14 protein-coding genes and 1 pseudogene are annotated in these 16962 nt (G+C 73.7%); 7 read left to right on the top strand and 8 right to left on the bottom strand.

What is annotated here, in order from left to right; translation table 11 throughout:
* Nucleotides 1–17: 17 nt before the first annotated feature.
* Nucleotides 18–1778, bottom strand: a complete 1761-nt coding sequence (locus ACIPAE_RS29175; protein ID WP_402449149.1) for a hypothetical protein — start codon at nucleotides 1776–1778, stop codon at nucleotides 18–20.
* Between the two features lie 382 nt (nucleotides 1779–2160).
* Between ACIPAE_RS29175 and ACIPAE_RS29170 the strand changes: the two genes are divergently transcribed.
* Nucleotides 2161–3009 carry an oxidoreductase gene (locus tag ACIPAE_RS29170; RefSeq protein ID WP_329372572.1) on the top strand — a complete coding sequence of 283 codons (849 nt, stop codon included), beginning with the start codon at nucleotides 2161–2163 and terminating at the stop codon, nucleotides 3007–3009.
* Entirely contained in the window at nucleotides 3006–3623 is a 618-nt protein-coding gene (locus ACIPAE_RS29165) for a TetR/AcrR family transcriptional regulator (protein ID WP_402449145.1), read from the top strand. The genes ACIPAE_RS29170 and ACIPAE_RS29165 overlap by 4 nt, the downstream gene beginning before the upstream one ends.
* A gap of 97 nt (nucleotides 3624–3720) precedes the next feature.
* Here ACIPAE_RS29165 and ACIPAE_RS29160 read toward each other — a convergent pair whose 3' ends face one another.
* Nucleotides 3721–4632: a helix-turn-helix transcriptional regulator gene (locus ACIPAE_RS29160; RefSeq protein WP_402449143.1), complete on the bottom strand. Its 912-nt coding sequence runs from the start codon at nucleotides 4630–4632 to the stop codon at nucleotides 3721–3723.
* A gap of 194 nt (nucleotides 4633–4826) precedes the next feature.
* On the opposite strand from ACIPAE_RS29160, the gene ACIPAE_RS29155 reads away from it, so the two are divergent.
* Together ACIPAE_RS29155 and ACIPAE_RS29150 are read left to right on the top strand one after the other, a co-directional pair.
* A complete protein-coding gene (locus ACIPAE_RS29155) occupies nucleotides 4827–5807 on the top strand; it encodes an aldo/keto reductase (RefSeq protein WP_329372577.1) in 981 nt (326 codons plus the stop codon).
* Nucleotides 5808–6220: 413 nt separating this feature from the next.
* A complete protein-coding gene (locus ACIPAE_RS29150; RefSeq protein WP_402449141.1) occupies nucleotides 6221–9691 on the top strand; it encodes a phosphodiester glycosidase family protein in 3471 nt (1156 codons plus the stop codon).
* 215 nt (nucleotides 9692–9906) lie between these two features.
* Here the strand turns inward: ACIPAE_RS29150 and ACIPAE_RS29145 are convergent, their stop codons facing one another.
* Nucleotides 9907–10389, bottom strand: a complete 483-nt coding sequence (locus tag ACIPAE_RS29145) for a MarR family transcriptional regulator (protein ID WP_329372581.1) — start codon at nucleotides 10387–10389, stop codon at nucleotides 9907–9909.
* A gap of 62 nt (nucleotides 10390–10451) precedes the next feature.
* Here ACIPAE_RS29145 and ACIPAE_RS29140 point away from each other — a divergent pair, with 62 nt between their 5' ends.
* Entirely contained in the window at nucleotides 10452–11363 is a 912-nt protein-coding gene (locus ACIPAE_RS29140; RefSeq protein WP_402449139.1) for an alpha/beta fold hydrolase, read from the top strand.
* 18 nt (nucleotides 11364–11381) lie between these two features.
* Here ACIPAE_RS29140 and ACIPAE_RS29135 read toward each other — a convergent pair whose 3' ends face one another.
* From ACIPAE_RS29135 to ACIPAE_RS29125, 3 genes and pseudogenes are all read right to left on the bottom strand, one after another.
* Nucleotides 11382–12371 (bottom strand): hypothetical protein, encoded by a 990-nt coding sequence (locus ACIPAE_RS29135; RefSeq protein ID WP_402449136.1) that lies wholly within the window; start codon nucleotides 12369–12371, stop codon nucleotides 11382–11384.
* 99 nt (nucleotides 12372–12470) lie between these two features.
* Nucleotides 12471–13376, bottom strand: a complete 906-nt coding sequence (locus ACIPAE_RS29130) for a helix-turn-helix domain-containing protein (RefSeq protein ID WP_402449134.1) — start codon at nucleotides 13374–13376, stop codon at nucleotides 12471–12473.
* Between the two features lie 119 nt (nucleotides 13377–13495).
* Nucleotides 13496–13672, bottom strand: a pseudogene (locus tag ACIPAE_RS29125) (LuxR C-terminal-related transcriptional regulator); the annotation flags it as partial.
* Between the two features lie 78 nt (nucleotides 13673–13750).
* Between ACIPAE_RS29125 and ACIPAE_RS29120 the strand changes: the two are divergent.
* Nucleotides 13751–14299, top strand: a complete 549-nt coding sequence (locus ACIPAE_RS29120; protein ID WP_402449133.1) for a GNAT family N-acetyltransferase — start codon at nucleotides 13751–13753, stop codon at nucleotides 14297–14299.
* A gap of 103 nt (nucleotides 14300–14402) precedes the next feature.
* On the opposite strand, the gene ACIPAE_RS29115 is transcribed toward ACIPAE_RS29120, so the two are convergent.
* Together ACIPAE_RS29115 and ACIPAE_RS29110 are read right to left on the bottom strand one after the other, a co-directional pair.
* Nucleotides 14403–14840: a nuclear transport factor 2 family protein gene (locus ACIPAE_RS29115; RefSeq protein ID WP_402449131.1), complete on the bottom strand. Its 438-nt coding sequence runs from the start codon at nucleotides 14838–14840 to the stop codon at nucleotides 14403–14405.
* Between the two features lie 48 nt (nucleotides 14841–14888).
* A complete protein-coding gene (locus ACIPAE_RS29110; protein ID WP_329372593.1) occupies nucleotides 14889–15833 on the bottom strand; it encodes a zinc-binding dehydrogenase in 945 nt (314 codons plus the stop codon).
* A gap of 113 nt (nucleotides 15834–15946) precedes the next feature.
* On the opposite strand from ACIPAE_RS29110, the gene ACIPAE_RS29105 reads away from it, so the two are divergent.
* Nucleotides 15947–16906, top strand: a complete 960-nt coding sequence (locus ACIPAE_RS29105; RefSeq protein ID WP_402449129.1) for a LysR family transcriptional regulator — start codon at nucleotides 15947–15949, stop codon at nucleotides 16904–16906.
* The last annotated feature ends 56 nt before the right edge of the window (nucleotides 16907–16962 follow it).

Raw genomic sequence — 16962 nt, 5'->3', positions numbered from 1 at the left:
TCGGCGCCCCCGGCGCGTCAGCCGTTGCCGGTGAGACCGCGCAGATCGGCGCGGTCGCGGGTGTTGAAGTTCTCCACCGACGCCTTCGCGGTCGCGGGGTCCTTGAGCCACTCGTTGTAGGCGCGCCGCTGTCCCGCGGTGGCGTTCGCGACGAGGTGGCCGTCGCCGGTGAGGAACGGCTTGCCGTGGCTGTACTCGTTCGCGTACTTCCCGGGGTCGCCGACGTGGGGGTTGTCCACGTAGGCGTGGTGGGCGGCGTCCTGCCAGTCGTCCTGCCAGGTGGTGCTCGTCGGCGGCGAGCCGATGTCCGCGTGCTTGCCCGTGGTCGTGATCAGTTTGATGAATTCGTCCTCGCCCTTGCTCAGCGCCGCCTTGCCGATCGTGGCGGCCGCCTGGCCGGGGTCCAGCGCGACGTCGACTCCGGTGTGCACGGCGAAGGCGAAGGCGTCGGACAGGTGATCCGCCCACGCCTTCTTCTTCGCCGTCTCGTCGGCGGACAGCTGTTTGCTGACCGCCCGGGCTTCGTAGTCGAAGACGCCGTCGATGGTGCCGGCGCCGTTCTCGTGAATCGGGTTGTCCGGGTCGTTGTCGGCCATCTCCTGTGCCCGCTTCCGGCCGAACGCGAGCACCCGTCCGGCGCAGGTGCCGTCCTGCATGGCCTGGTCGATGAAGGCCGCCCACGCGGCACCGTCGGCGTCGACGTGCCCCGGACCCAGGACCGGCGCCGGGTCGGTCAGGCTCGCCTGGAGGTCCGGCCAGTACGCCTCGATGATGTCGGCGTAGACCGCGCAGTACTCCGATGACGGGTGGGCGTCGGGGTGACGGGCGTAGTAGGTGACGAACGCCGTGGTGTTGGCCGCGGAGGTCTTCGGGTCCACGCCGGGCGCGGGCAGCGTACCGGCGCGCAGCACCGCGGCGAACGCCTTGGACTCCGCCGGGTTGATGGTGGCGTTGCCCTGGCCGCTCGGCCCGATGAGCCCGGGCAGCTCCTTGGCGTGGTCGTGCACGAACGCGGTGGCCGCGACGGGGTCGGCGGCGAGCGCGGGCCACACGTACCTGCCCAGTTGCCCGGAGTTGTCGCTCAGCGCGTCGTCGCCGAGGCTGACCAGCACCGCGGGCGGGAAGTTCGCGAAGCGGAGCAGCGGCGCCAGCTCGGACGGAATCGCGCCGAGCTCGTTCTTCAGCGACGCGCCACTGCGCAGGGCGGTGGCCAGGAAGTCGGCCATCAGGGCCTGCCCGGCGTCGGGGTTGCCCTCCTCGTAGAGGTGGTCCTCGGTGACGAGTTTCATGGCGGCCTTCGTGCCGAGCACGCCCAACGCGGCTTTGCAGTAGTCCGGGTCCGTGTCGTGCGCCTGCACGAGTTCGAGGTACCGCGCGGCGCTGATCTTCCCGTCCTTGTACGCCTTGGCGTCCTTCCTCGCCGCGTTCACCGCCGCGGCCTGCGTGCCGAACCCGTCGAGGTCGGCGCCGGCGGCGGTCGCCGCCAGCCCCTTCCCGCCGCCCAGCTCCTTCGCCTGCCTGGCGGCATCCGCGGCCAGGCTGTGCCGGCGCCGCAGCATCGGCAACTGCCCCCGGGCCCAGGACAGATGGCGGTTGATCGCGGTCAGCCGGGACGTGTCGAGGCTCATGCCCCGGGCCGTCGTCATCCACTTGTCCACCAGCGGCTGCGCGCTGCTGTGGCCGCCGGTGGCCGTACGGCGGTCGATCGAGTTGATCAGGTCCCACAGCCGCGCGGGGTCGAGTCCGCTGAAGTCCCCGTCCGGATCTTGGTGGCCCATGGCCGTGCCCCCGTGTGCTCGTCGTCCGCCGCCGCGCGTTTCCCGCGGTCGTGCGCTCCGGTGTGTGCACGAGGATGGGCGCCTGCGTTCACGGGCGAACAGGGATTTTCCGCACAGGGAAAAGGGCACGTGGTTCGCGCGGGCCGGAGCGGGCCGGCCGGGCGCCGGCGTCAGCGTGGGCGTGGGCGGTGCGGAGTCGCACACGTTCGCCGACCGGGTGAGGGCCGACCTGCGGCAGCGCGCTGGACCCGGCCGGGCCGCCGGACCCACCGGGCCCGCCGAGCCCGCCAGAATCAACGTATCGGCGATAAAAATCGACGGAGTGTAGACTTTTTGGGTAGGGGAGCGATCCGGCTCCCCGCGAACCCTTCCTGGAGAAGCGATGCAGCAGCGGAACTGGCTCATCACCGGCGTCAGTACGGGCCTGGGGCGGTCCTTCGCCCAGGCCGCCCTGGCTGCCGGGCACACCGTCGTCGGCACGGTCCGCTCGGAGCAGGACCTGCGGGCTTTCGAAGCGCTCGACCCCGAGCGCGCGCACGGCCGCGTCCTGGACGTGACGGACGACGAGGCCGTCCCGCGCGTCATCACGGAGGTGGAGCAGGCCGTCGGCCCCCTGGACGTCGTCATCGCCAACGCGGGCTACGGCCTGGAAGGCACCTTGGAGGAGACCCCGCTGCCCGAGGTGCGGCGGCAGTTCGAGGTCAACGTGTTCGGAGCGGTGGCCACCTTGCGGGCGGCGCTGCCCCACATGCGCCGGCGCCGCCGCGGGCACCTGATGGCCGTCACCTCCATGGGCGGGCTGATGGCGGTGCCCGGCATGTCCGCCTACTGCGGCAGCAAGTTCGCCCTGGAGGGCATCCTCGAAGCACTGGGCAAGGAGGTCGCACAGTTCGGCATCCACGTGACGGCGATCGAGCCCGGCTCCTTCCGCACCGACTGGGCCGGGCGCTCCATGACCCGCGTCGCGCGCTCCATCGAGGACTACGACGAACTGTTCGCCCCCATCCGCGCGGCGCGGCAGAAGGCCAGCGGGAACCAGCTGGGCGATCCGGCCAAGGCCGGGGACGCCGTCGTGCACATCACGTCGGTGGAGCATCCGCCGGCCCACCTCGTGCTGGGCTCGGACGCGCTGCGCCTGGTGGCCGCCGCGCGCACGGCCGTGGACGAGGACATCCGTACCTGGGAGACCCTCTCCCGTACGACCGACTTCGCCGAGGGCGCTCAGCTGTGACCCCCGGGCACGACCCCGCGCGAGGCCGGCGCACCGCCGAACGCAAGGGCGACCTGCGGGAGCGGGCCATCCTGGACACCTGCGAGGCGCTGCTGGCGAGCAAGGGCTACGACGCCATGACCGTCGGCGACATCGCCCAGGGCGCCGGGATCACCCGCGGCGCCCTGTACTTCTACTTCGGCTCCAAGCAGGAAGTGGTCACCGCGCTGGTGGCCCGGACCGTGGAGCACCTGTGGGAACGCTCCCGGGCCACCGCGAAGGCCGACGACCCGCGCCGGGCCGTCGACGGGGCCATGCGGCGCACCGTCGAGCTGTGGAACGAGCACGGCCTGGTGATGCGCACGGCGATCGACCTGTCGCTGACCGTCCCGGAGATCGGCGAACTGTGGAGCCGTACCGCCGACTTGTTCATCGCGGCCATCACCGCGGTCCTGGAACGCGCCGGCGTCCAGACCGGCAGCGGACCGGAACAGGCACCGGCGATGGCACGCGCCCTGTGCTGGATGATCGAGCGGACCTTCTACCACGCCTCGCAGGAGTCCCGCGGGGCGTTGGGCGAGGCATCCGCGACCTGCGCGCACATCTGGCTGACCAGCGCCGGTCTGCCCGGCTGAGACCCGGTCTGCCCGGCTGAGGCCCGGCCGCCCCGGCTGAGACCCGGCCGCCCGGCTCCGCCTCGGCCAGGAGGAATCCGGCGGCTCCGAGGGAGCGTCAGGCGGAAGTGCCGGGCCCTGTCGCGGAGGTGGGGCGGGCTCGCGCGTCGGGGTCGCCGTCCTCCTCGAAGGACGCGGCCCAACCGGCCAGCAGGTTCAGGGCGTCGCGTGCGGGCGTGGCGGGTTCGGTGCTGTAGGCCATCATGGTCAGCCCGGTGTCGGCGGGCAGTTCCAGGGCCTCGTACTCCAGGGTCAGCTCGCCGACGACGGGGTGGCGCAGGCGTTTGACGCCACCGCGGTGCAGGTGGACGTTGTGGGTGGCCCAGCGGGTGCGGAACAGGTCGCTCCTGGTGGAGAGTTCGCCGACCAGGTCGGTGAGGGCCTTGTCGTGGGGGTCGCGGCCGGCTTCGGCGCGCAGGATCGCGACGGTGCCGGCGGCCATCCGCTCCCAGTCGACGTAGTAGTCGGCGGCCGCCGGGTCCAGGAACATGAAGCGGGCCACGTTGGGCGGCCGGCACGGGGAGGTGAGGATCGGGCGGATCAGGGCCCGGCCGAGCCGGTTGGTGGCCAGGATGTCCAGCCGCCGGTTGCGTACGTAGGCCGGCGTGGCGGACATGGAGTCCAGGATGCGCTGGATGCTGGGGCGCACACGGGGTCGGGGAGTGCGCGGGGGCGTGCGCGTGCCGGAGTTGGCGGCGCGGGCCAGGTCGAACAGGTGCGCGCGCTCGGCCTCGTCGAGGTGGAGAGCGCGGGCGAGGGCTTCCAGGACGCCGCCGGACACGCCGCGGGCGTTGCCGCGTTCGAGCTTGATGTAGTAGTCGGCGCTGACGCCGGCCAGGAGCGCGACCTCCTCGCGGCGCAGACCGGTCACCCGGCGGTTCCCGCCGCTGACGGGCAGGCCGGCCTGCGCGGGGGTGATCCTGGCGCGGCGGGAGGTGAGGAAGTCGCGGAACTCGGTGCGGGCGTCCATGCCCGCAACGGTACGTCCGCATCCGCCGGTGAGAGGGGCCCTGGCCGTACCCGCAGAGGGGGCCTGTCAGTACCTGCCACGGCAGGAACCCCCTGATGGGAGGCCGTGGGCGGCGGTTCGTGCCACGGTGGGGAGTGAAGGCGGCCGCCTTCAGCAGCGAGGGCACAGCCCACACCACCGAGCAGGAGTGCGCCATGGAGTACACGCGACTGGGAACGTCGGGGCTCAGGATCAGCCGGATCGCCCTGGGCTGTATGAGCTTCGGCGATCCCGCCAAGCGGACGAGCTGGGCGCTCGACGACGACGCGGCCGAGCCGGTCTTCCGCCAGGCCGTCGAGCTCGGCATCACGTTCTGGGACACCGCGAACATCTACGGCCTGGGCAGCTCGGAGGAGGTCGTCGGGCGGGCGCTGCGCAAGTACACCCGGCGTGAGGACGTCGTGCTGGCCACCAAGTTGTGGGCGCCGATGCACGAGGGCCCGGGCGGGGCGGGCCTGTCCCGCAAGGCGATCATGGAGCAGATCGACGCGTCGCTGCGGCGGCTGGGCACCGACTTCGTCGACCTCTACCAGATCCACCGCTTCGACCCGCAGACGCCGGTCGAGGAGACGATGGAGGCGCTGCACGACGTGGTCAAGGCCGGCAAGGTCCGCTACATCGGTGCCTCGTCGATGTGGGCCTGGCAGTTCGCCACCATGCAGCACGCCGCGCAGACCCACGGGTGGACCCGGTTCGTGTCCATGCAGGACCAGTACAGCCTGATCCACCGCGAGGAGGAGCGCGAGATGCTCGGCCTGCTCGCCTACCAGGGCGTGGGAAGCATCCCGTGGAGCCCGCTGGCCGGGGGACTGGTCACCCGGCCCTGGGGCGAGCGCGTCACGCAGCGCGCGGCGGAGCACCGGACCGTCGACCAGCAGGGCCGGCCGATCTTCCTCGACAGCGACCAGGCCATCGTCGAGGCCGTCCAGCGCATCGCCCAGGCCCGCGGCGTGTCGATGGCGCAGGTCGCGTTGGCCTGGGTGCTGAAGAACCCGGTGGTCTCCGCGCCGATCGTGGGCGCGACCAAGCCGCACCACCTCGCCGACGCCGCCGCCGCGCTCGACATCGAACTCACCGCCGAGGAGATCGACGCCCTCGAAGAGCCCTACGCCCCGCGCGTTCCCACCTTCTTCTGAGGCGAACGGAGGGCCGGCCGGCGGCTTTGGAGCCGGCCGACCGGCGGATGGGGCCGCCTGACCGACGGGCGACCGGCGGCCCGGGGGCGGCCGACCGGCGGTCGGAGGCGGCCTTCGCGCGGCCGGGGGCGACCCGGTGGGGTCGTTCACGGCGGGCCGTCCCGGCGCCGGCCACGTGCCGGGCCGCGGGCGGCACGTGCGTTAATCTCGGCCGGTCCAACGTTGTGGGTGAGTTGGACGGGCCGGCAGCCCGCACGCCCTGAACGCCTCGCGGCACTCTCCGTCGTGGGGGGGGGGGGGGGGGGGGGCGGGCGGGCGGCCACGGGGGCCGGTGGGTGACGGGCGGTCGCCGGACGACCCGGCTCACCTGGGGTTCACCTGGGCGTCGGTCGGAGCCGTTACCGTCACCCGCCATGGACAACCAGCGCAATGGCATGACGGCGGACATCACGCGCCGCGGACTCATCGTGGGCGCGGTGGCCGCCGGGCTCGCCGCGACCGGCGGTACGGCGGTCGCCGACGCCGGGCGGCGGACAGGGGGCGGGCCGGTCGGGACGGTGCCCGGCCACCCGGCCCCGGCCGCGGACCTCACGAAGTTCACAGCACCCGCGTACCAGTTGACGGTGGACGGGGAGTCGGTCGTGAGCGACCGGGTGGACCGGCCGGTCGCACCCGGGATCGTACTCACCTCCTTCGACACCTTCGGCCGTACCGGCTGGCTGCGGGTGCACGTGCTCAACGCCGACCTGGGCGAGGCGTCCGTCGGCGTGGACCTGATCGCGGGCGAGGTGAGCCAGGCGCGCCCGCTGGCCCGGGCGACCGACGCGCAGCACGCCGTCGCCGCGGTCAACGGCGACTACTTCGACATCACCGAGACCTACGCGGCCGAGGGCCCGGAGATCCAGAACGGACAGCTGCGCAAGGGCACTTCGCAGGCGTCGACGGTCGCCACGGTCGGCGCCGACCGGGTCGCACGGCTCGCCGACCTGATGATCAGCGGCACCGCCACGGTGGCCGGCGTCCGGCGCCCGCTGGCCGCGCTCAACTCCGCGGGCGTGCCCGCCGACGGCATCTGCGTGTTCACCCCGCTGTGGGGGACCGCGGACCGCACGCTGATCCAGGGCGCCGGTCCTTACACCGAACTCGTGGTGGCCGGCGGCAAGGTGACCGCGGTCCACCCGCAGATCACCGCGACGGCGGTGCCGGACGGCGGGTTGATCGTGCTCGGCCGCGGCGCCGCGGCCACCGCGCTCGCCGCGACCCGGATCGGGGACAGCGTCGACGTGGCGTTCGCGCCGCAGAGCGACGCGCCCGGCGCGCTGCACATGGCGCTGGGCAGCGGGGCGGTGCTGGCGACCGGCGGCAAGCCGGTCGACTTCCCGCCGAGCACCGGCAACGACGAGGCCAAGCCGCGTACCGCCGTCGGCTGGCCGGAAGGCGGCCACCGCCTGCTGCTGGTCGCCGTCGACGGCTCCGCCAACTTCTCCGCCGGGCTCAGCTTCGACGACATGGCCGCGCTGATGGTACGGCTCGGCGCCCACGAGGCGTTCATGCTGGACGGCGGCGGCTCCACCGAACTGGTCGCCCGCCGCCCTGGCGACGGCACCGTCAGCGTCGTCAACACCCCGTCGGACGGCAGCGAGCGGCCGGTGCCCGACGGCGTCGGCCTGTTCGGCCGCAAGGGTTCGGGCCGGCTGCGGGGGCTGGACGTGCGTCCGCGGGCCGACCGGGTGGTGCCGGGCCTGACCCTGGACGTCGCCGTCGCCGGCTACGACGAGAGCTGGGCGCCGGCGGCGGCCGACGCGCACCGGGTGTCCTGGAGCGCGCGACCGGGTTCGCTGGGCAAGGCGGACGACGGGGTGTTCCGCGCCCGGCAGCCCGGCGCCGGGGTGCTGCGGGCCCGCTCCGGCTCCGCAGAGGGCGAGGTGGAGCTACGGGTGGTCGGCGAGCTGCACCGGCTGGCGTTCAGCCGCAGCAGCGTCACCCTCGACGCCGGTGCGACGGTGAACGTGCAGCTCACCGGCGTGGACGCGGACGGCTTCGACGCCCCGGTGGCGCCGCGGGACGCGACCTTCGACTACGACCGGAGCCTGCTCACCGTGGCAGCGGGCGCGGGCGGCGGCCTCGACATCACCGGCAGCAAGGACGCGGCCGGCACGTCCACCACGCTCACCGCCACCGTGCAGGGCGTCACCGCGAAACTGCCCGTCACCGTCGGTCTGGTCAACGTGTCGCTGGCGGAGTTCGAGCCGGGCGAGACGTGGATCGCGACCGCGGCACGCGGCACCGCGTCGGTCTCCACCGTCGCCGCCCCCGACCGGCCCGGAGCCGCGGCCGGCAACCACGCGCTGCGGCTGACCTACGACTTCACCGGCCAGAGCGGCACCTCGGCGGCGTACGCGGTGGCCGGCGACGGCCCGCTCACGCTGCCCGCGGGCACCAAGAAGCTCGCGCTGTGGGTGAACGGCGACGGCGGCAACCACTGGCTGCGGGCGATGATCACCTCGCAGGGCACCACGAACGTGCCCTTCACCTTCGCCACCACCGTCGACTGGACCGGCTGGCGGCTGGTGACCGGCGACATGCCCGACGGCTTCTCCGACCCCGTCACCTTGCAGCGGCTCTACCTCGCCGAGACGCTTCAGACCAACAAGAACGCAGGGCAACTCGACTTCGACGTGCTGGACGCCCAGATCGGGCAGCAGCCGGACCGGACGGACCCGCCCCGGCCCGACCCGTACGTGGTCGAGCAGGGCGGGCTGCCGGACCGTCGCTGGACCTTCGCGATCCTGTCCGACCTGCACATCAGCGCGGCGGCAGGGCTCGACTCGTTCTCCGGGCGGCAGGCGGTCGCGGCCCTGGGCCAGGTCGTGGCGAGCAAGCCGGACTTCATCCTGATCAACGGCGACTTCGTCGACGACAACAACGTGGCCGACTTCGAACTCGCCGTCGGGCTGCTGAAGGACCACGTGCCCGGCGATCTCCCGGTGTACTGGACCCCCGGCAACCACGAGGCCGGCCTGTCGGCGACCGGCGGCCTGGACGCCTTCCTGTCCGTGACCGGCCGGCCCAACCGGCAGGTCATGGACCACAAGGGCACCCGCTTCATCCTGCTGGACTCGCACACCGGCGACATGCGCACCTCCGACTGGGACCAGGTGCCGCTGCTACAGGCCGAGTTGGCGAAGGCCGCGAAGGACCCGTCGGTCAGGAGCGTCGTGCTCTCCTTCCACCACCCGCTCAAGGACCCGTCGGGGGCCGGCGCCTCGCAGCTGTCCGACCAGTTGGAGGCCGACCTGCTGCAGCGCTGGCTCGCGGACTTCCGCGAGCGGTCGGGCAAGCCGGTCGCCCTGTTCACCGGCCACGCGCACACCGCCGCGGTCACCCGCACCGACGGGGTGCTCGAAGTCACCACCCCGGCGCTCGGCAAGACCCCGTACAGCTCGCCCGACCAGGGCGGGTTCTTCGGCTGGATGCACATCGGCGTCGACCCGAGACCGGCCCGGGTCCGAGCCGGGCAGCCCAGCCCGGAGACCCGCGAGTGGCTGCGGGCCGAGAGCAGGCCGCTGATCGACGGCATCGAGCTGACCGCGCCGCCGCGGATCGCGGTGGGCGACTCGGCGGTGCTCGCCGCGACCGGCATCACCAGCGAGTTCGGCCTGCGGTTCCCGCTGCGCTTCCCCGCCAGCGTCACCTGGAGCGGCGGCCGCGGGCTGGTGATCGCCGGCTCCGCGGCCGACGCGAAGGCCGCCCGGCGGCGCGCGGGGACCGTCGCGGTGCTCGACCTGTCGTCGGCGACGCTCAGCGCGGTGCGCGCCGGCAAGGTCACCGTCACGGTGGCCTCGGGCGGTCTGACCGCCTCCTCGACGGTCACGCTCGGCTGAGCACCGGCTCCTCCGGCGTGCCGCGGTGCGCGGCACGCCGGGGGAGTCACCCTTCCACGCACGCGAGTCGGGCCCCTGCGGGTCACGGCCGCGCGGGGCGCCGGCGCCTCCCGTCCCGTGGGCGGCCCGGTGCCGTCCGGCGGTCGGTGCCGTCCGGCGGTCGATGCGGTCCGGTGGTCGATAAGGTCCGGTGGTCGGCCGTCCTCAGGCGCTCCTCAAGTGACCTCGCCGAGATCGTCGTTGAGCCGAGCCGCGGCATCGACGCTCGACGGCCGGCCCGCGACAACCCGGGCCAAGTGCGCTTCGACGAGCTCCAGTTGCCCGGGTCCCAGCCGCGCCGCCCAGCGCTCGCGCACCTCGTCGAAGAGCGAGGCGCCGAGCGTCATCATGGCGTGGCCGCGGTCGGTGACCCGCAGCCGTTTGAGGCGGCCGTCGCTCGGGTCGGGCTCGCGCGCGAGGTATCCGAGCTTCTCCAGCGCGCCGATCGTCCTGGCGGCGCCCTGCTTGGAGACCGAGAGCCGCCGGCCGAGCGCCGAGGCCGTGTCCGCGCCCTCGTCGACGGCGCGCAGGGCGAACTCGTGCGAGGCGCGCACGCCCGGGTGCCCGCGGCGCGCCAGTTCGCCGTGCACGTCGTCCACCATCGACTGGAAGCCGCCGAGAAGCAGCAGCGCGAGGTCAGCGCCGGGTGAACGTGCCATGCGGGGAAGCATACGAGAAACGGAGGTCGACAACCGTGTTGTCGACCGGTAGATTGACAACCATGTTGTCGATCCGATCCAGGAGAACGATGGACTCCCTCGCCGGCGGCGCCACCATCCCGGGCGTCGCACACCACCACGTCAGCCTCAACGGAACCGAACTGCACTACGTCTCGGCCGGCACGACCGGCTCTCCGGTCCTGCTGGTCCACGGCTTCCCCGAGACCTGGTGGGTCTTCCGCAAGCTGATCCCCCTGCTCAGCGCGCACCACCGGGTGTTCGCCCCCGACCTTCGCGGCTTCGGCGACTCCGCCCCCGCGACCACGGCGCACGACAGTACGACCGCGGCCCAGGACCTCGGCGAACTCATCACCCGGCTCGACGTGGGCCCCGTCCACCTCACGGGCCAGGACGTCAGCGGCGCCACCACGTTCCGCGTCGCCGCCACACGCCCCGACCTCGTGCGCAGCTACGCCGCGATCGAGACCGGGCTGCCCGGGTACGGCGTCGAGAAGCTCGCCGACGTAGCCCACGGCGGCGCCTGGCACATCGGGGTGCTCGCCGCCCCGGGCATCCCCGACCTGCTGCTCGCCGGACGGGAACGGGCGTTCCTCGCGCAGTACGCGATCCCGTCGCTCTGCGGGACCCCCGACGCCTTCACCGACGGCGACATCGACGAACTCGCCCGCTCCTATGCGCGACCCGACGGGTTCAACGGCGCGGCCGGACTGTACCGCTCGATGCTCCGCGAAGGCGACGAGATCCGCCGGCTGGCGGCCCGGAAGCTCACCATGCCCGTGCTCGCCGCCGGCGGCGGATCGGGCGACTTCACCCCGGCGACCCTGCGTCAGGTCGCCGAGGACGTCAGCGCCCTCTCCCTCGACGGGATCGGCCACTACGCGGCGATGGAGGCCCCCGACCGGCTCGCCGAGGGCCTCCTGTCCTTCTACGGGAAACTCGACCGCCTCGGATGACGCGCGAACCGGCCGGGGTCAGCGGTGGTCGTCGAGCCGGGCGCGGAGCAGGTTGGGGTCGGTCTTGGTGGTGTAGGCGGCGCTGAACACGTCGACCTGGTGGCCGTGCAGAGCGATCGAGGTGGGGTTCTGGAGTCCGTCGGCGGCGTCCAGCAGGACGGTGTGGGTGCCGTCGGGCTCGATGCGGACGACCTGGTCGGGCCCGTTGAGTGCGGCGAGGGTCCGGTCGCCGTGGCCGGTGAAGGTGAAGTCGTCGATGCCGACCAGGCCGGACGCCCTGACCTGCGGTGCTCCCGCGCGGTTGCCGGGCAGGATCGGGATGCGCAGCAGGGTGCCCCGGTCGAGGTTGGTCACCCACAGGGCGCCGTCGTGCACCTTCGCGCCGTTGGCGCCGAGGAAGTCGATCGGGGCGAGCGCGGGGTCGGTGGACCACGGGGTGGGGGTGCCGCCGCTGGTCGGGACGGTCCACACGGTGCCGAGCGCCGAGTCGGTGATGTAGAGCCGGTTGCTGCGGGGGTCCAGGGCCAGCCCGTTGGGCAGGCCGTCGGCGGGCAGCGCGGCGATGCGCTGCGGCGCGTGGCCGGGGCGTATCCGCCACAGCCCGGTCAGGTCGGCGGTGCCGGTCGCGTACAGCACGTAGAGGGTGCCGTCGGAGGTGCGGACGATGCCGGTGGTCAGGGGGAAGCCGAGGACGGGCGTGCCGGTTCCGCCGTCGGCGGGTGCGGGCAGCGTCGCCAGGACGCGGGTGGTGCCCCGGGGGCTGATCTGCGCGACCTGGCGGGCGCCGGCGAAGGTGACGTCCGCGGTGCCGTCGGGCAGCAGGGCGACGTTCTCGGGCATCTGGCCCGCGTTCAGGTCGAAGTGGGTGGCGATCCGCACGTCGCTGAGCGGCTTCGCGGCCGGCGGTGTCGCGCCCGCCGGCCCGGCGCCGGTCAGGACGGTCGCGGCAAGGGCGGTCGCGGCCGTCACGACGGCGGACACGGTGATCCTGGTGCTTCGCTGGGACATGGTTCCTTCACTCGTTCTGCGTGCTGAGAGGTGTTTTTGGGCATGCGGGGGCCGCGGCTCGGCGCCGTGGCCAGGACGGGGGTTGCGGGAGGGGTCGGGTCAGGTGGCGGGGGTGCCGGCGTCGCGCACCGGCCGGGCCGGGCGGTGTCCCTCGGGTGCGGTGGCGTGGGCGAGCAGGGTCAGGGCCGTGGCGGAGGGGGAGCCCGGGGCGGCGGTGGCCACCACGAGGGCCGGGCCTTCGCCTTGCGGGCTCTGCAGGGTCTGCTGGGTGACGGTCAGCGTTCCGACCAGGGGGTGGCGCATCGCGTAGTCGGCGACATCGCAGGCCACGATCCGGTGGTCGGCCCACATGGTGGCGAACTCCTCGCTGTGCACGGTCAGTTCGCCGATCAGCGCGGCCAGCAGCGGATCGTCGGGGTGGCGGCCGGCGGCCAGCCGCAGGTTGCCGACCACGGCCTTCGCCTTGGCGGGCCAGTCGGCGTACAGGTCGCGGATGTGCGCGTCGAGGAACACCAGCCGGGCCATGTTCGGCCGCTGCCGCGGATCATCGGGGGCGGCCGGGTCGAGATGCCCGGCGAACAGCGCGTGGCCCTGGGCGTTCCAGGCCAGCACGTCGCTGCGGCGGCCGATGACGATGGCGGGGGTGTCCGCGATCGCCGCCAGCAGGGCGCGGGTCGCGCCGCTGACACGTTCGGGCCGGGGCCGGGTCGCGGCCCGGCTCTTCCTGGGTGCGCGGGCCAGCGCGTGCAGATGGGCCCGCTCGGACACGTCCAGCCGCAGGGCGCCCGCCAGCGCGTCCAGCACCTCGGGCGAGGCGTTGTGCGACTGGCCCTGCTCCAGTCGCGCGTAGTAGGGCGCGCTGATGCCCGCGAGCATCGCCAGTTCCTCGCGCCGCAGGCCCGGCACCCGGCGCCGTTCGCCGTAGGTCCGCAACCCGACGTCCTCGGGCTGCAACTGGCCCCGGCGTGCCTGCAGGAAGTCCGCGAGCTGCCCGTACTTGTCCATGCCCCCGAGTATGCGCACCGCCGGGCAACCATGCCTCACCCTGCTGGGGTGCGGATTCGCGGGGTCGGGCGGAGGCCGGCGCCGCGCCCCGGGAGGAGCCGATCGACCGTGCCCGGTGCTCAGGTCCGCAGGTGGGCCAGGACGGCCGGCGCCCTCGGGTTGTCCTCCTCGGACTGCTGGGGCCCGAGCTTGCCGAAGACGCTGTTGCCGTGCTTGCTCACGGCCTTCCCGGTCACGACCATGCGCGCGGAGATGGCGGCGTTGGAGCGGCCCTCGGCCATCAAGGACAGCACCTCGCGCTCGCGGGGGGGACGGCGCGCGCAGCGGTTCGTCCGCCTTGATCATCGGCGAGGCTGCTGGCTAGGTTGGCCGGCATGACCGACCTCAGAGCCCTGCCCTGGCCGATCGCCCCGATCACCACCGAGCGGCTGGTGCTCCGCCAGACCGAGGCGCGCGACCGTGCGGGTGTGATCGAGCTGAACGCCTCGCCGGAGGTGGGCACTTACCTCGGCGGGCCGCAGCCGCGTGACGAGCTCGAACGCATGGTGCCCGAGGTGCCCGGGCAGCGCCCCGGCTTCTTCGTGGTCGAACTCGACGGCGCGCTGATCGGCACGGTCCAGCTCGACCCGCACGACCGCGAGCGGGTGGGCGAGCGACGTGCGGAGGCCGGGGGGACCGAGCTCGGTTACCTGTTCCTGCCGGCGGCGTGGGGACGCGGATACGCCACCGAGGCGTGCACCGCGGCGCTCGGCTGGTTCGCGGGCGCGCTGCCCGGTGAGCCGGTGGTGCTCTACACCCAGACCGCCAACGCCCGTTCGATGCGCCTGGCCGCGAAGCTGGGGTTCACCGAGCGGGAGCGGTTCGAGAAGTACGACGCCGAGCAGTGGCTCGGCGTGTGGTCCCCGGTCGCGCCGCCCGCGTGAGCCGGTGCCCGGCGGCACGGCCGAGCGACGAGGAGATCCGTCGCCGGCCGTGCTCCGGTACTCCGTTACTCCGGTACTCCGGCACTCCGGTCGGGAGTCGGGCTCACACGGCGCGGGCGGGCTCGGGGTCGCGGTGGTCCGGGAAGAGGGTCGCCGCCACGTGCCGGGTGTCCGCGTACTCGACGACGGAGGTGATCCGGCCGTCGCGGACCGTGTAGATGCCGATGCAGCGGTTGTCGTAGGCGCCGCCGTACACGGTCTGCGCCTTCGCGGTCCACTCGGCGACCACGCGGTCGCCCTCGGCGATCGTGCCGACCAGCTCGATCCGCATCGTGCCGGGAACGAAGACCGTCCCCATGCCGCCCAGGAAGTCGTCGACGATCGCGTCGCGGCCCTGCCACACCTTCGAGGTCGGCAGATCGCCCGGGTAGTGCCAGGTCGCGTCCTCGGCGAAGCTCTCGCGGATGACGTCGGCGTCGCCGTCGCGGACGGCCTCCACGTAGCGGATGACGACGGCCCTGGGCTCGGTGCTGGCGTTCATGAGGGGACTCCTTCGGCTGGTGGTACCGGACGTTGGGGATGCGGATGTTCAGGAGAGGGTGAGCACGGCCTTGCCGCGGATACGGCGGTCGCGCAGGTCGGTGAGGGTGGTGGCGGTGTCGGTCCAGTCCGCGACGCGGCCGATCTCGGGGTGCAGGCGGCCCTCGGCGGTCAGCCGGACGAGCGCCGCCAGGTCGTCGCCGAGGGCGGTGTCCGCGTCGAGGTAGTGGAAGTGGCGGATGACGGCCGACTCGGGACCGTCGAAGAAGGCGAAGAAGTCGAGCGTCACCGGGGTCCGGCTGGCCTGCCCGAACCAGATGAGCGTGCCCCGCCTCGCGAGCCGCGCGAGGGCGACGGGAAGGGCCGCACCGCCGGTCGACTCCAGCACGAGGTCGTACGGTCCGCGTGCGTCGGCAGGGTGGTGGACGATCTCGGCCGCACCGAGTGCGGTGAGCCTGGCCCCGCGTTCCGCGTCCCGGGTCACTGCGGTGACTTCCGCCCCGGCGGCGGCGGCGAGTTCGGTCACGTAGTGCCCGACGCCCCCCGACGCGCCGGTCAGCAGCACGCGCCGCCCCAGCACGGGCCCGGCCGTACGCAGCAGCCGCAGCGCGGTGAGCCCGGCGAGCGGCAGCGCCGCGCCCTGGAGCGCGGAGATGCCGTCCGGCAGGACCGCGAGGGCGTGGGTCGGCACCGCGGCGAACTCCGCCCAGCCGCCCGCCATGGGGTGGCCGACGACGCGCGTGATGCCGGCCGGCCCGCTCCCGTCGGCGGCCGGCTGGACCACGAGCCCGGCGATGTCCTTGCCGGGCCGATCGGCGGGCCGTGCGCCGGGCCGTTCGGCGTCCACGGGCGCTTCGAGCTTGAACGTCTCACCCCGGTTGACCGAGAACGCCTCCACCCGCACCAGCGCCTCGTCGGCGCGCGGCGTGGGCTCGGGGACGTCGGCGAGCACGACCGGTTCGGCCGGATCTCCGGTCGGTACGAGCGCTTTCATGGTGTCTGCCTCCTTGGCTGCGGCTGAACACATCTCACCGCTCGCGCCGTGGCCCGGGCCAACAACGCGGCGCCCCGACCGACAACGCGCGGTTGTCGGATAAGGTCAGCGGCATGGACCTCGACCTCGCCCTGGTCCGTGCGTTCGTCGCGACCGCCGAGACGCTGCACTTCGGGCGCGCTGCCGAGCAGCTGAACACCAGCCAGCAGGCGCTGTCGAAACGCGTCGCGCGCCTGGAGTCGCTGCTCGCCGTCCGCCTCTTCGAACGGCAGGGCGGCACGCGGTTGACCGAAGCCGGCGAACGGTTCGCGCCCGCAGCGCGGGAGGCCCTCGCGGCGGGGGAGCGCGCGATCGCGGCGGCGCTGGGCGCCGGGCCGGTGGTACGGATCGACGTGTGGGGCCATCTCTTCGCGCCGATGCGCACCGTCGCGCAGGCCGTGGAAGCGCTCGGCTCGGTGCGTTTGGAGCCCGGCCCGGCCCGTGACTGGCCGTCGGTCGCGGAGGCGCTCCTGCGCGGTGACACCGACCTGGGTTTCGGCCGGGTGCACCCGCTGCCCGGCGGCCGCGACAAGGGACTGGCCCAGCGGCTCGTCCGCCTGGAGCCGGTCGACGCGGTGGTCAGCGCGGACCACGCGCTGGCCGGCGCGGCCGAACTGCGCCCGGCCGACCTGCGCGACAGCACCCTGTGGTGCCCGGCCGAGCTGACCCGCCTGGACTTCCTGCGGCGCTTCGCCGACGAGTTCGGGCTCACCCGGCGCCAGGACGGCCCCAACCTGGGCCTGGACCACCTCGTCCAGCACGTACGCGGCGACGCCACATGCTTCACGCTCTTCCCCAGCGACGCGCCGCTTCCCGACCACGCGGATCTGCGCTCGATCCCGCTCACCGCACCGACCCCGCTCTACGCGTGGTCGCTCGCCTGGCGCGAGTCCCACCGCCACGCGCGGCTCGACGCCCTGCTGCGCGGTTTCACCGAGGCGGGCCGGGCCCGGCGCTGGCTGGACTACGCCCCCGAGCGGGACTGGCTGCCGGACGCCGACCACGCGAAACTCGCGGTTCCGGTCGGGGACTGACCCGGGCGGCCCGCCTCTGGAAGCCCGCGGCGAGCCGCGCGACGAACGCGCCCAAG

This window comes from Streptomyces sp. NPDC087270 (assembly GCF_044744625.1).
Classification (GTDB): domain Bacteria; phylum Actinomycetota; class Actinomycetes; order Streptomycetales; family Streptomycetaceae; genus Actinacidiphila.
The sequence above is the reverse complement of the archived record's forward strand: the minus strand, read 5'-3'. Positions and strand labels throughout refer to the sequence as shown.